The sequence below is a fragment of the Glutamicibacter bergerei genome (assembly GCF_054495185.1).
The window spans coordinates 42,702-56,620 of the sequence record NZ_JBTMZF010000003.1; the positions used below are offsets into that span (position 1 = coordinate 42,702).

16 protein-coding genes and 1 pseudogene are annotated in these 13,919 nt (G+C 55.1%); 1 reads left to right on the forward strand and 16 read right to left on the reverse strand.

The window, feature by feature from the left end:
* Positions 1-35: 35 nt before the first annotated feature.
* The 13 genes from ACX5K5_RS17280 to ACX5K5_RS17340 all read right to left on the reverse strand — a co-directional run bounded on the left by ACX5K5_RS17280 (position 36) and on the right by ACX5K5_RS17340 (position 11,066).
* Positions 36-788, reverse strand: coding sequence for a 3,4-dihydroxyphthalate decarboxylase (locus ACX5K5_RS17280; protein WP_459175539.1), 753 nt, complete (start codon positions 786-788; stop codon positions 36-38).
* Entirely contained in the window at positions 788-2,020 is a 1,233-nt protein-coding gene (locus ACX5K5_RS17285; protein WP_459175540.1) for an NAD(P)/FAD-dependent oxidoreductase, read from the reverse strand. The genes ACX5K5_RS17280 and ACX5K5_RS17285 overlap by 1 nt, the downstream gene beginning before the upstream one ends.
* Entirely contained in the window at positions 2,021-2,215 is a 195-nt protein-coding gene (locus ACX5K5_RS17290; protein ID WP_459175541.1) for a ferredoxin, read from the reverse strand. It abuts the gene before it with no gap.
* Between the two features lie 16 nt (positions 2,216-2,231).
* Complete coding sequence (locus ACX5K5_RS17295; RefSeq protein ID WP_459175542.1) at positions 2,232-2,567, reverse strand: hypothetical protein; 336 nt, start codon at positions 2,565-2,567, stop codon at positions 2,232-2,234.
* Positions 2,564-3,163 (reverse strand): 3-phenylpropionate/cinnamic acid dioxygenase subunit beta, encoded by a 600-nt coding sequence (locus tag ACX5K5_RS17300; RefSeq protein ID WP_459175543.1) that lies wholly within the window; start codon positions 3,161-3,163, stop codon positions 2,564-2,566. The genes ACX5K5_RS17295 and ACX5K5_RS17300 overlap by 4 nt, the downstream gene beginning before the upstream one ends.
* A 3-nt stretch (positions 3,164-3,166) precedes the next feature.
* On the reverse strand, positions 3,167-4,633 hold the full coding sequence (locus ACX5K5_RS17305) for a Rieske 2Fe-2S domain-containing protein (protein ID WP_459175544.1): 1,467 nt from the start codon (positions 4,631-4,633) through the stop codon (positions 3,167-3,169).
* 128 nt (positions 4,634-4,761) lie between these two features.
* Positions 4,762-5,625, reverse strand: coding sequence for an aldo/keto reductase (locus ACX5K5_RS17310; RefSeq protein WP_459175545.1), 864 nt, complete (start codon positions 5,623-5,625; stop codon positions 4,762-4,764).
* A gap of 81 nt (positions 5,626-5,706) precedes the next feature.
* Positions 5,707-6,849 (reverse strand): MFS transporter, encoded by a 1,143-nt coding sequence (locus ACX5K5_RS17315; protein ID WP_459175546.1) that lies wholly within the window; start codon positions 6,847-6,849, stop codon positions 5,707-5,709.
* Positions 6,850-6,941: 92 nt separating this feature from the next.
* The gene (locus ACX5K5_RS17320) at positions 6,942-7,598 is read right to left on the reverse strand and encodes an N-carbamoylsarcosine amidohydrolase (protein ID WP_459175547.1); all 657 of its coding nucleotides are present in this window, start codon (positions 7,596-7,598) and stop codon (positions 6,942-6,944) included.
* A 66-nt stretch (positions 7,599-7,664) separates the two neighbouring features.
* Positions 7,665-8,381: an ABC transporter permease gene (locus ACX5K5_RS17325; RefSeq protein WP_459175548.1), complete on the reverse strand. Its 717-nt coding sequence runs from the start codon at positions 8,379-8,381 to the stop codon at positions 7,665-7,667.
* Positions 8,382-8,461: 80 nt separating this feature from the next.
* Positions 8,462-9,262 carry an ABC transporter permease gene (locus tag ACX5K5_RS17330; protein ID WP_459175549.1) on the reverse strand — a complete coding sequence of 267 codons (801 nt, stop codon included), beginning with the start codon at positions 9,260-9,262 and terminating at the stop codon, positions 8,462-8,464.
* Positions 9,259-10,071, reverse strand: a complete 813-nt coding sequence (locus ACX5K5_RS17335) for an ABC transporter ATP-binding protein (protein WP_459175550.1) — start codon at positions 10,069-10,071, stop codon at positions 9,259-9,261. Before ACX5K5_RS17335 ends, ACX5K5_RS17330 begins: the two co-directional genes overlap by 4 nt.
* Complete coding sequence (locus ACX5K5_RS17340) at positions 10,068-11,066, reverse strand: ABC transporter substrate-binding protein (RefSeq protein ID WP_459175551.1); 999 nt, start codon at positions 11,064-11,066, stop codon at positions 10,068-10,070. Before ACX5K5_RS17340 ends, ACX5K5_RS17335 begins: the two co-directional genes overlap by 4 nt.
* 338 nt (positions 11,067-11,404) lie before the next feature.
* On the opposite strand from ACX5K5_RS17340, the pseudogene ACX5K5_RS17345 reads away from it, so the two are divergent.
* Positions 11,405-12,076: pseudogene (locus tag ACX5K5_RS17345) on the forward strand (transposase); the annotation flags it as partial.
* Here ACX5K5_RS17345 and ACX5K5_RS17350 read toward each other — a convergent pair.
* The 3 genes from ACX5K5_RS17350 to ACX5K5_RS17360 form a co-directional block, all read right to left on the reverse strand.
* Positions 11,977-12,504, reverse strand: a complete 528-nt coding sequence (locus ACX5K5_RS17350; protein WP_459175552.1) for a hypothetical protein — start codon at positions 12,502-12,504, stop codon at positions 11,977-11,979. The pseudogene ACX5K5_RS17345 and the gene ACX5K5_RS17350 overlap by 100 nt on opposite strands.
* Positions 12,505-12,859: 355 nt before the next feature.
* Positions 12,860-13,084, reverse strand: coding sequence for a glutaredoxin-like protein NrdH (gene nrdH / locus ACX5K5_RS17355; protein WP_459175553.1), 225 nt, complete (start codon positions 13,082-13,084; stop codon positions 12,860-12,862).
* 74 nt (positions 13,085-13,158) lie between these two features.
* A complete protein-coding gene (locus ACX5K5_RS17360; RefSeq protein ID WP_459175554.1) occupies positions 13,159-13,563 on the reverse strand; it encodes a hypothetical protein in 405 nt (134 codons plus the stop codon).
* Positions 13,564-13,919: the final 356 nt, after the last annotated feature.

Here is a 13,919-nt window from a genome sequence, read left to right on the forward strand (position 1 = left end):
CTGGTGGGAGTGTTTGTACTTCCTGTTGACAAGCTTCAGCCTGAAACATTGACATCCATCCGAGCGAGTTCGTGTCTCCAAGCCGTTTGAATGTTAAACAACCCACCGAGGTCTGGCAGTTCAACTAGGTCCGAGTCTGGGAGGTCTTTGAGTGTTCCTCCAGCTGACGTCACCTGAAGTGACAATCTTGCAAGGGTATCTACGCTGATCGCCTGAAGTACTGCTTGCTCCACGCTCCCCGCGGCGCTGGTCAACCCGTGTCCGCGAAGCAGCACGACAGGACGATCACCCATAGCGTGGAGCATTTCTGCAGCCAACTGGCGGTTCCTGACAAGCACTCCACGTGGGTAGACGGGTACCCCCCTCGCGGCCAGGCGAGTGCCTGGAATATCGAAGGCTCCGACGATTGGGCGGATACTAAGCCCGGCAAGGTCCGCTGCGACAACCTGCGGCGGATGTGCGTGGACAACCGCGTTGATGTCTGGGCGTTGTCTTAACAGCTCGGTGTGGAGGGGGAGTTCGTTGGGGATTGTGTATCCCCCTGCCAGCTCGCCCTCAGCAGCAGCATTGCCATCGAGGTCCACCAAGCGGATATCGAGGGCTTCGGTAAAGGCCAGACCTCGCTCCAGTGGACCCCGACATCGAACCAACAGCCTATTTTCTCCCATTCTAAGACTGATATGGCCAAGAATGCCGTCGGCTAGGCCACGGTGGGCCAGCACACGGCAGGCTAAAGCGATGGTCTCTCGCTCTTCTGCATGTATTAGGGGTGACTGAGTCTGTCCCATCAGGATGCCTGCAAAGGCTGGGGATCGAGCATAGGTTCAAGTTTTTCCCGCAATTCTTGAACTGTTATTCCTGTGCCCATGCCGCGGCGGCAGGCCAGAAGCGCCTTAGGCCAGTTCACGATGGCGGCACCACTCAGGTTGGTGCCGTCAACCGTGTAAAGAGCAGCGAAACGCCCGTTTACTTCCGGATCTCCGATGATATCTTGTTCAGCGTTTCCTCCCACCCGGCCTACTACCTGAATCTTCCAGTCGTGCTGGTCGCTCCAGACGTACTCGACCGGGGTGTAGGCGCGCGGGTTCTCAGGGTGAGTGATGTTGTAAGCCACACAAGCGGCCTGCTCGACGGCGTTGGTCCAGTGCTCGATCCGGATATCTTCGCCGTGCTTCTGGTGCCGCCAGCGTGCGACGTCACCGACACCGTAAATGTGTGGGGCATCAACGGTACGGCAGTACTCGTCCAGAACCAGTCCATTGTCCACGAGCAGACCGGAAGATTCTAGCCAGGTGTCGTTGGGAACGGCACCAATACCGACCAGAACTGTGGCAGCCTCTAGGTTCTGGCCATTGGTAAGCCGCAAGGTGAAGGAACCTTGTTCGCCGTCGATGGCCTCGACACCGGTACCAAAGATTGTCGTCACTCCGTTGCTGCGGTGCAGGTCTCCGAACCACTGTCCGACTTCAGAGTTGAAGATGCGGCTCATAGGGATTGGCAGGGGGTCAACGATTGTCACTTGCAGTCCGAGCATCCGCGCTGTCGCCGCGGCTTCCGCGCCGATGAAACCTGCGCCGATAACAGCTAGCTGCCCACCTTTTGCGAGGTTTCCGCGTAGACTGCGGCCGTCGTCGAGGGTGCGAAGAACATGAATGCCAGGGCGGTCGCCCCATGGAGATGAGCGAGCGGAGGAACCTGTGGCTACGACCAGGTTGTCGAAATGTAAGGCTTCCTGTCCCTGCAGCTGCAGCAAGTTTCCTGTGATGTCGACCCCGGTGGCTGCATGTCCAAGTTGCAGCTCTATTCCTAATTCCTGGGCCTGCTGCTGGTTCAGTAAACAGATAGAGGCTTCAGTTGCTGTGCTTGCCAAAAAAGATTTTGACAACGGCGGTTTATCATACGGCAGTTCTGTTTCCTCGCCGACGAGGACGATACGCCCTTCGTATCCCTCCAGGCGTAAGGACTGAGCAGTTCGCACACCCCCGATGGAGGAGCCTACAATGACAGTTACTGTATCCAACTAGTCCTCCACTCTAAGTGCGGAAACGGGGCAGCTGCGAGCTGCCTCCACGACCCGCTGCCGGTCAGCCTCGGGTACATCAATCTTGAGGAGGACGACGATCCCGTCGTCATCCAAGTCAAAATAATCGGGAGCGCCGACAACACAGTTGGCGTAGCCTTGGCAGGCTCCTAGGTCTGCTTTTACAACTGGCATGCTCAAACTCCTTAGACTAAGTGTTGTTCTTCTTTAATTGGGGCGGATGTTCACCCTCACCGATAAGTGGACCGAACGGATTTCCAATCATCGCCGAAAACGTCGAGGGCGCCTGCCATGTCAGTGATTCGAGTTCCAGTGGGCATAAAGCAACCCACTGGCCGGAGCGCGGAGATGAGATCATCAGCCGCGAACCATTGCGGGTCTCCACCCTCTTAATGTGAATCTCAGAAAACTCATTGGCAATGATGATCGGAGCGCCATTGATGTGCGCTTCCAGCCGGTCTCGTTCCTCTGCCGCACGAATGGCGGCAAGTCGGTCTTCTTCCTCACCTTCCCATTCAATCTTCATAGGAATATGGCCAGGTTCTGCATGCGGATAACAGACTCATCCACCATGATGGTTCGACGTGCCAGCTCCCATCCGGTTCCGGTGCGGCGGAGAAGATCTTCGCGTCCGGCGGAAACCGTAGCAGCCTCCCTCACGTCACCTCTGCTTCGGAAGAGCAACACTGCCGAATCCACGATAATTTCATCCGGATTGTCTGTGCGGAACGTTCGAACGTTCGTGACGTAGTGGCGCAACCGTGAGGGAGGATCTTCAGTCCAAGCATGCTCTGTGGCAAACCGTGCGACTCGACGACTTAACGAGTACATGTTTTCGTCGAGGTGGGCCATACCGGGAGACGTGCTGTAACCGGCACCGAGGGCGGTAGTCACCCGGACGGGCATGAGATAGTGCACGTCTTCAGCAATTCGTGCCATCCATGCGTCATAATCTTGGTCGTCCAGGAGGTAGGATTCGTCAACCAGCCACCGGTGGGCCTGAAGATGGAGTGTGTCATCAAACGGGAGGGATTCTCCTATCCTCTGGGTACGTGGGGCGTGGCCGCCAAGGATAGACTGCTCCGAAAGGGTCTTGCCGTTGCGATCGGATTCAATACTCATGGCTTAGGCCTCCTCTGTGATGGTCTGGGCTGCTGGGGTGTCGGTGCTCCCGACGGCTTCCTGTGAAGGATCCCCCTTTTCATCCCCGCACGGGGTCTGAATGGGATTAGATCCAACATGCAGCTGGGCAGCCTTCTCCATCGGGCGTTCGAGGTGGTCGGCCCACCGCAGCAGGAGTTCTCGCTGGTTGTATTCGCTGTAACCGACGCGGGAAGAGCCTGGTCCCGAATACTCATCTGAGGTCAGGGGTTCTACAACGTTCTCGCCGTTTTCCAGCATGCCCATGCGACTATTTAGTAACAAGCGGCGAGCCATCGGGCCACCCGCAGTGCTGGTCAACGAGACCCAGTTCTCTACATCGTCCTGTTCAAACATGCCGCCACTGCCGAAGCACATGAGGTAGGCCTTGTAGGAAAGTGCCTTGAACTCCTCGGATGCGTTCTTGTCCACGGCAAACCACGAGATGATCTCGGTCTCGTCCTCGCTGATGGGCTGCCACAGACGGATGGAGACAAATGGCAGAACTTCATCAGAATCTTCTTCTACCTTCGGCCAGTTGTGGACAAAGCTCATGTTCGGGAAGACCGATGCTGCTGACACCATGAATCCGTCCTTGCCCACCACATCGAGCTGTTCCTGGCTCCATTGCTCCTTCATCCGCGTGATCATGTCGTCGGGGTAGCCGACATACCGGAGCCGCTCTTCCAAGGTTCCTTCAGGAAGCTTGTAGGTGGTACCGCCGCCGTTGCCCGCCCAGTACGTTGTTCCATCCTTGCGTTTTTCAGCCTTGGGTTCGCGGAACAGGCCAATTTCTACAACCGAAGTGTGCGTTTGGGGTGTATGGTACATGTCGCCGGCGAAGTTTTCGGCACCGATTTTCCAGTTCGCTTTGACCCGCCACCGCTGGGGGCCCCGGAGTTCAATACCGTCAGCGCTTTGCTTGGTGTAGTAATCCATGTAGAACTTAAAATCGCCCAGAAAGTCCTCAAGAGGTTCTGCGTCAGGGTCAAGGCTGATGAAAATCAGCCCGTTGTATATGCCTAGAGAAGGCGCAGGGAGCAGGGTCTGACCTTTTCTCTTGAAGCCTTCCTCCCCGCCATAAGCTTCCTTATGAAATGGAAGGCCCACGATGCGGCCATCGTTGCGGTAGGACCAGCCGTGGTAGGGGCAACGGAAATGCGAAGCATTCCCCATCTCGGCCCGGCAGACCTGCATGCCGCGGTGAAGACACATATTGAAGAGAGCACGGATCTCGCCCTTTTCGTCGCGGGAAATGATAAAGGAGTCTTCGAGTACGTGGCGCACGACGTAGTCGCCAGCTTCGGGGACCTCGGACTCATGGGCAACGAAAAGCCAGCTCCGTCCGAAAACGCGTTCCTTTTCGAGCTCGAAGATTTCCTTATCGTTGTAGATGTGTGCAGGAATCATGCCTCGCTGCACGTCCTGGATAACGCCGGTCTGGTCTGTCATGGAAGATCTCCTTACATTGGACTACATGCTTCTCTGCATCGCAGAGAAAGATTCTGTATAAAAGAGAATGTCTCAAAATGTCGATCTCGTCAACCCCTACCGCTCAGTAGAGAAAATAACGTCCGAACTCAATGGCCATTTTCAGGCATGTCAGAATCGCGCGCAGCGCCCTCGCCTTTGTCCAACTGCCGAATCTTGGCCATCGCGTCGGCGCTGAGCGAGAAATCGAAAACAGATAGGTTCTGTTTGATCCAGAGCGGGTCTGAGGCCTGCGGGATGGGCACAATCTTCTGCTGTACATGCCAACGCAACAGGATTTGGGCAGGAGACTTATTCAGACGCCGAGCGATCTCGATGATCGTCGGGTCAGACCTCAGCCCGGAGGATCGTCCGATAGGACTCCAAGCTTCAGTGACAGTTCCCAATAGCCCGTGGACGGCGCGTGGCCCTGTTCGCGCGAGGTCGGGGCTCAGTTGGATTTGGTTCACGTCAGGAGCCACTCCAGTCGCACCAATAATTTCTTTCAAGTGGGAATGTTTGAAGTTTGAAACACCGATGGCTTTCACGCGACCCTCCTCCAACAACTTCACGAGTCCCTTCCAAGCGTCCACATACTTACCCAGCGCAGGCACCGGCCAGTGGCACATAAACATGTCCAAATAGTCGAGACCGAGTTTCCGTAGGCTCTCGTCGTACGCCCGCTGCACTCCATCAATGCTGTGGGCCTCCTTGTTAAATTTGCTGGATATGAACAACTCGGACCGTGGGATGCCCGCAGTACGGATCCCCCGGCCGACCGCTTCTTCGTTCCTGTATTGGAATGCTGTGTCGACCAGGCGGTAACCACTCTGCACCGCAAAACGTACCGCAGCTTCACATTCATCCTCCAACATCGGCCAGGTACCAAGACCTAGGCGTGGGATGGAGTGCCCATGCAGCAACCTCAGTCGGGGAACATCCGCAGCATTCGTATCAATCGCTTCAGTTATCATCGGATACCTCTTTCTGTTGAGCATTGAGCTAATCTTGCTGGAGCGGGTGCCCGGAGCTGATTCTGATTGCTCAGATTCGGATTACTGGGGGAGATTTTTTCTGCCTTTACCTCTTGCTGCCGGAAGTGTCATAACGACTCCGGCTGTGACCATCGCTGCGGCAACCGGGACCACGCTGACCAACAGCGCCATCACACACGGTGTAAGAAAGAGCGCCACAGCCCGCACGGTGCCAGTCAGCGCCAGTACATCCCCGCGCTCTTCGGGATGTACTTCATCGGCAGCTATCGCCGGCCCGACAGTCTGAAGGATCCCAGCACCAACCCCGGACAGAGCAAGGGCAATTGCGGCGGCAACTACTATGCCTGCCAGTGACGCTGCCGCGGCCAAACCGACTCCAGCGGCTAGTAGACCAGCGAGAAGGGAAATCCTGTTTCCACGTTTGCGCAGCCAGCTTCCGGCCAGACTTCCGGCTAGAACGGCTGAGTTGGCTATTGATACAAGGATGCCGATGACGGTGATGGTTTGTCCGGCGAGGGATAATACGATGGGAACGTAGGAGTCCAAGAGGCTCTTCCAAGCACCAGCTCCAGCGTTCATCCAGCAGGAGGTATCAACCCCTGGCCTCCGCCACAGTCCTCCAGCCAAAATTCCACTGCTGGAATGATCCGGAGCAAACACCGGAAGTCTTTTTAAAAGGACTGCAGGAATGACGGCTACCGATCCCGCCGCTGCCGCTACTATCAGCGGCAGCGAGGGGGAAATTTCCAATAAATAACCGGCAAATGCAGGGCCCAAGAGGGATCCCAACCCAGCTGCAAGATTGACATCAGTCAATCCCTTAACGGACGAAGTTGACGTGCGAACAGCGTGCGTCTGGCTGCTGGTCCAGAACAAGGCACGAGCTGAACCCTGAACCAGTTGTGACACAACGAAAACCGCCAAGGCGTGCGAGAGCGCGATAAGAGCACACGAGACGGCGATCATGAGTGCCGCTCCCGCGATGAACGATTTATCGGGAACCTTGCGCATCAGCACACCAAGAAATAGGCGCGTTACCAGCTGCGAAACAGCGGCAACTGCAACAATCATTCCGACTTCAACCGCCCCATATCCTGCGACAATGGCCAATATTGGAACTACCACTGCCAAGGTTCCGAGAGCGAACGAGAACAATACCGTTGCGATAATGCTCAGGGTCCTGTCAGCGCTGAAGGATCCCAAGGTTTGGCCTGTGCTGCGGGGCGATGGTTTGCCGCAATTGCGTCGACGGGCATTTGGAGCGATGACGTGCTAACTTCTTCGACGTCTTGGTTCTAACCACGGACATGTTCAAGATAGGTGTTTGCCTCTTCCAGGCCAACAACATCACCATATTTGTTATCAATATCGAAAAGGCTTGCGAGGTGCGGCAGCTCGGCCCGGTCCCCGACACCCTGTTCGACCACAATGGTGTGGAATCCATACGAACAGGAATCCACGGCTGTGGCCCGCACGCATCCGCTGGTAGTAGCGCCGACAAGGAGCAGTGTATCGATCCCCCTAGACACAAGTCGCGCAGCAAGGTCAGTACCAAAAAAGCAGGATGCGTACTTCTTCACAAGCAACATCTCATTGCTTTGACGGTCGAGTCTATCGTCAAGCTCCACCCATTCACTTCCTTCGACTAACCAGCTGTTGGATGGTATCTTTTGGATCCATTTGCCGGCTTCCTGCAGGTCACTATCATAGGCAACTGTAGAAAAAATCACCGGGACGTCCGCAGCCCGCGCCCTATCCAGAAGCTCCTTAGTCGCTGCAAGCTGTTCGTTAAGGTCTCCGGCCAAGGGCGAATTCGGATCCGTAAATCCGCGGATCATGTCAATCACCAAAAGTGCCGGCCGACTCCCGAAGCCGATCCTCCCTCCCAGCCCCTTTTCCTGGAATTGAGACCTTAATTTCTGGTATTCTTCCCGGGCAGCAGTCGCAGACATATTTTCCCTTTCTTAATCCGTTGAGTAATCAGACACACACCGATGAGCGGGCATACAGCCCCCGGGCTAGAGCTTGTTGTCCAGCCTTCGCTCGATTGCCCACAGCACGAGGTTCCCGGCCAGTGCGATGACAGCAAGGAGCACGATGATTCCGTACATAGTTGGGAGGTCAAGCATCCCGTATGCTCGTAGCGCCAAGAGCCCAAGACCAGCGCGAGCCGCGAAGAATTCCGCGATGATCACGTTGATGAACGCGATACTGAAGCCGATCCGAATGCCCACCATAAGGGACGGTGCCATGGCCGGTATGTATATCTTGGTCACGGTCTGCAGCGGGGATAGATTAAGCGAACGCGCTAGCTTAGGCAAAAGCGGGTTGATGGCACGGACGCCCGCCGTTGTCGAGACCATAATGGGAAATACCGCGGCCAGTGCCGCCATTGCGGACTGCGCTCCCACCCCCACTCCAAAAATTTGCAGAAGAATGGGAAAGAAGATTACGCGCGGGATGGCGAAGGCGCCTGCGATCAGGGGATCGAAGACCGCACCGAGAAACTTACTCCGCCCAATGACATAGCCCAGCGGAAAACCTATAGCAGCGGCGATGAAGAATCCGATAGCCACTGACTGCATAGTAGCGTTTAGGTGCCTGTATATGGAGCCATTAGCGAACCGCTCCACCAACGCGTTCAGCGAGTCAGCGGGCGAAGCGACGAGGTCACTAATGGAAGACAGCAGCGCCCAGAGGAGCACCACCGCCACCAACACGGCAGCACGCCACATGTTGTCCCGGATAGCCCTGGACCTTTGCGCGCTCTGTTGGGTGGTACTTCTCGGAAGCAAAGGAGTCGTTACATCAGTACTCACTGCATGTCCCTTCTAATTCGTTTCTCGAGCCAGGTAAGCACGCTGTTCACCAACACACTCAGTGCGATGACAACAGCGATATATGCCCACATGTCAGCGGTATTGAGTTCCCGATAGTAGAAACCGGCCCGAAAACCAATTCCTTTGGATGCGAGGATGAATTCCATGGCAATAGTGCCGATCACTGAGTAGATAAACCCGAGCTTCACGCCCGGGAAAATAAGCGGCGTCGCCGCCGGAAAGAGAACTTTCACGTAGTACTGCCGAGGGGAGGCACTGACCGACTTTGAAAGCTTGTGAAGGATAGGCTTGATTGCATTCAAGGCAACCATCGTAGTTAGCGCAATCGGGATCAGGGCCATCGACGCAGCTATAAGGATGATCGGTCCTGCGTTGAGTCCCATCACGGCCAAGAGAACAGGATAAAACAACAAAGTGGGCATTGCGTAGCCGGTCACGATGAACGGCTCAAGAATGCGCCCTGCAGCCGGTATCCGCCACAAGAAAACCCCGAGCGGGAGTCCCAGCACAAGCCCGATGATGAACGACACCAAGATGGTAGTCAGAGTCCGGGACGCGTCTTGGCCGAACCTGTCCGTTGGGACAATCTCCACTAATCGAATCAGGATCTCTGATGGTGCCACCATCAGAGATTGGCTGATCATGCCTGTTCTAGTGGTGATCTCAAGAATGGCAACAATCGCCACAATAATTGCCCAACGGACTAGCGCTGCGCGCGATACGAGAGCTGCTTTTTGCTTCGCCCCCACAACCATGGGCTTTTCCAAGACTTTCACGCCAGCCGCGCTCCTGGTCCCAGCGTTTTCTCAGCCTCAACCTTCACCAGCGCCCATAGGTGGTCTTCCAGTTCACGAAACCTAGGTAGAGCGTGGGTTCCCTCTGGTCGTGGCCGCGGCAAGTCGATGGTCACCACTTCCTTGATGACGGAGGGTCGAGCTGACATGACCCAGACCTCATCAGAGAGGTAGACCGCTTCCTGAATATCGTGGGTAATGAATAACACACGATTACGGGTTTTCTCCCAGATGCGTAGCAGCTCTTTCCCGATGAATTGCCTGGTCTGCTGGTCCAGAGCTCCGAAGGGCTCATCCATGAGGAGTACGCGTGGCTCCATTGCCAAAGCCCTGGCAATGGCAACGCGCTGCTTCATTCCACCGGAAAGCTGGCCCGGTCGATGGTCCTCGAAACCCCTGAGCCCAACAAGATCAATCATTCGGCGTGCACTCTCATAGCGCGCAGCTTTCGGGACACCTTTGACCTCTAGCCCGAAAGCGACATTGTCCAGTACCGTGCGCCAGTGCAGGGTGGAATCCTCTTGAAATACCATTGCAGTGTCCCGCCGAGGACCAGTCACGTTCTCGCCATTAATGCTGACCGTGCCTTTGGTGGGCTTGAGTAAACCGCCGACCATGTCAAGTAACGTACTTTTCCCGCAGCCACTCGGGCCGATGACGGAAATAAATTTTCCTTCCGGTATAACGCCAGAAACGTTAGCGACTGCCTGGGTTACTCCCGCATTGGTATCGAAAGTCATCCCAATATTGTCGAAAACGACGTCACTGTTACTTACCAATGTTTCGCTCATGAAAAGAAGTTCCTCATAACGACGGCATCCATGTCCGGTTCTTTCGTGATCTGACCTTGTTCTTTACCGGCGGCGACCACAGCAGCCAGCTGGGCATCAGTAAAGTCCAGGCTGAAAAAGTTCTGTGAGTTCTTAAGCGCCTCGAGCGCAACCTCGGGCTTGAAATCGATAGCCTTTCCGTAGACCTCAGCGGCCTTTTCTAGATCGTTCGTGATAAGGTCCATCCCCTTTTGGAGTGCCCGGCCCCAGCCCTTCAGCGCCTCAGTATTTTCGTCGATGAACGCTCCTGTAGCCACGAGGCAGGTATCCGACCAGTCCGTTACATAATCGCGGGAACGCCAAACCACCTTCGCACCGTTATCCGACGCGATCTTCTCCGAGAGCGGCGACGCGGTCCACGCTACGTCAACGACATTCTTGGAGACGGCAGTCCAGGAATCACTCGCTGAGCCGACGCTGATAAGTTCGACGTCCTCACCGGGAATTATGCCGGCAGCCCGCAGCGTTCGGTCTGCGAAATAAGACGAATTCGAGCCTGGTGTGCTGACTGCGACTTTTTTGCCCCTCACGTCTTCAATGGAAGAGATCGGAGAGTCTGGCAGTGTGATGAAGTCGACAGAAGCCGCTGTATAAACGTTACCGATAATTTTCACGTCCATCCCCTTCTCCGCCGCGATAAAGACCGGAATCGTGGAAGCCGTGCCGAAACCAATCCCCGAGTCGATCCCTCGAACAGTGTCAAGCCCTCCGGGGAACTGAATGTGCTCGAGGGTCAGCCCTTCTTCCTCGTAGTAGCCCTCGGACTGGGCGATGAAAAACGGGGCGGAGTGGATAAGGCTGGCAAGGCCAGTGATTGCCACATCACCGGAATATCCCTTGCTCCCTCCACCACTGCCGTTTTGGCCACAGCCCGTTAGCCCTCCGAGAAGTAACGTGCCACCAGCGACAGCTGTAATTTTGATAAATCCGCGACGGCCCATTGTTGCAAAAGTCATTCGGTTCTCCCTCATCGTTGCGTCAGATCCGTGACCCAAGTGAAACACATCACGTTACTGCTGTCCAGATGTGCATTCTGCCAAGCAGAGATATTGAGTAAAATGGCGTCCACATCTAGCCCACAGGTTGCAAGGCGAAAGTACCGGGAGTCACCGTTATCAGGGAGCATCCAACATACGGGTAGGCGAGAACTCAGAACCATCCCTCACCTAGTGGCAGGGCCGCTGGAACGATGGGAGTTCTATGGCGCCCCCAGTTCAAAATCGGTTTCATAAACCATTTGATCTCGGCGCGTTAATCCCCTTACTGTTTGCTTGCGTCGTGTTGACTCGAAAGCATGCGAACCCCTGTCCTGAGCGATGCCGAACGACGCCTACTGATGAGTTACAAGGCGGAGGCTCCGCACAAGCACGTGGTGAAAAAGGCCGAGGCATTGTTGTTGCTTTCCCATGATGTTGACCCGGTTATTGTTGCCGACTTTGTCGACCGTGAACCCTCAACCTTCAAGGACTGGGTAGTGAATTGGGAGAAACAACGCATGGCCTCGCTCTATACCGGGCATACCGGAAATCTGAACCGCAGTTTCCTGAGCGAGGAACAACGCGAGGCTGTCCTGCAGGTTCTATCCCAACAGCCGGGAGACGAATATGTGCCGGCGGAATTTTGGGATGTCCCCAAACTTGATCATTGGCTTTCGGCCACCTTCAACGTGGAGTATGCCTCGGATTCGTCCTACCACTTCTTGCTGCGCATGGCTGGACTCTCATTCCACAAACCGGAGAAGTTTGATCGTAAACGAGCGGACGAAAAGCTGATTGCGGCGCGGATTGCGGAGATTCGTGAAGAACTGATCGCACCCTTAGCTGATCCTGACACGTTGGTGTTTGCCGCCGATGAGGTCCGCATTGATCAGGAAGCTGTGGTGCGTCGGGCGTGGTACCGGAAGAACACCAAAACGGTGCTGAAGGTTGACCGAAAGAAAGCCTCCCAATCGTTTATTGGGTTCTTGCCGTGCAGTCGGTCTTCGAGGGTAATAGCTTCGGCCTCAACTTCTGCGTAGGCTACGGCGTCGGTTCCGTCGCCGTTGAAGTCCATGATCTGCTCGTTGGCGACGAGTACCGCACGCCGAACCGGCGCACCGAGCTCCTCCAGGAGCTCGGATAGCGCGTTGTACTGTCCGCCTTTGAATTCTCCTAGATCGTCGTAGGCAACGAGTACCGTTGCATCGACGGCGTTGTCGGCGGTGACCTTGCCGAGGATGCCGTGGATTGCTTCAACCCATTGGGCTACATGTCCACCGGTGTAGAGATCGACTCGCAAGGTGGCCAGTGCCGATCCCTCGTTGCACAGCACGATCGCTACGGCTTCCTGTGGGTCGAACTTGAGGCTGGTACGAACGAAAGCTGAGATGCTTACGTTGCTTGAGATGCTAGTCATTGCGACTGCCTTTCCTTGGTTTTCAACCGAGGCCCGAGCTGGATGGTCCAGCGTGGGTTCCTATCCCCTGTTGATACCTCAAGTCTATCAAATTGCTAGCTTGCTAGCAAGATAGATTGAGATCTTTATTGCAAATTATTTATGCTTTAAATTAGCTTGCTAGAAAAATTGCATCACAGATCAAACGCAAGATTTGCGCATAACTGCATGGATTCCCCTTGTTCCGATACATGCCAAAATGCACTCCTGAAAGGTCCGTCAAGGGTAGGGGGAGCCTATCGCGCAGCGACGCGTAGCGCCCTTGACTGGGCTTTCAGGAGTGCAACAATCGGGCATCGGGGCAAGGACAACCGGGTTAGAGGACGGCGTTTTTATCGGGTCGGAAACCTGACCAATGGTCTTGCCCAGTGACCACCACGGGGGCTTGTGCGTATCCCAGAGAACGGATGAATTCGAGGGATCTAGGATCCTGGCTTACATCGATTTTTTGATATTCGATGCCTTTTTTATCCAGTGCTCGATAAGTCGCGCTGTATTGGACACAGTTGGGCTTGCTGTAAACCCTGGTCGCATTTTTCATCGCTCTTCCTCCGTCTCATGTTGCTGCAATTATGGAGTCACGGTTGCCCCGCCCTAGCGGGGCAACCAGTGCGGTTAGAAGCGGGTCATTCCTCGGAATTCTTCCGGGAGATCTTCGAATTTTTCTGGCAAATTGGGTGGCGCTTGCTCTGTGTGGAATTTCCAGTGGTCGAACGCCTTGCGATCCATAGCTCCAAGGAAGCTCTCGCGGGTTTCGTAATACTTCGTTTCAAGGTCGCCTTCGATGTACTGACCTACTCCCCAAGCGTTACCAGTAGCTTCACTTGGTCCGCGGTAGAAGATGATCATATATGGCCAATCCCCCAGATCCCAGCCGTCTTTGCCCCATGAGCCAATAGCTCCCCATCCATGCTGACTGGCCAGATCCATGTACTCGTAGCCATGATCCCAGACGCTTTCCGGCAGTGACGGAGCATTGACCCTTCGGCCAGTGTCAGCAGTGGTTTCGATGGTAGTCATTGTGACTGCCTTTCCTTGATTTTCAACCGAGGCCCGAGCTGGATGGTCCAGCGTGGGTTCCTATCCCCTGTTGATACCTCAAGTCTATCAAATTGCTAGCTTGCTAGCAAGCTATATTGCGATCTTTATTGCAAATTATTTATGCTTTAAATTAGCTTGCTAGAAAAATTGCATCACAGATCAAACGCAAGATTTGCGCATAACTGCATGGATTCCCCTTGTTCCGATACATGCCAAAATGCACTCCTGAAAGGTCCGTCAAGGGTAGGGGGAGCCTATCGCGCAGCGACGCGTAGCGCCCTTGACTGGGCTTTCAGGAGTGCAACAATCGGGCATCGGGGCAAGGACAACCGGGT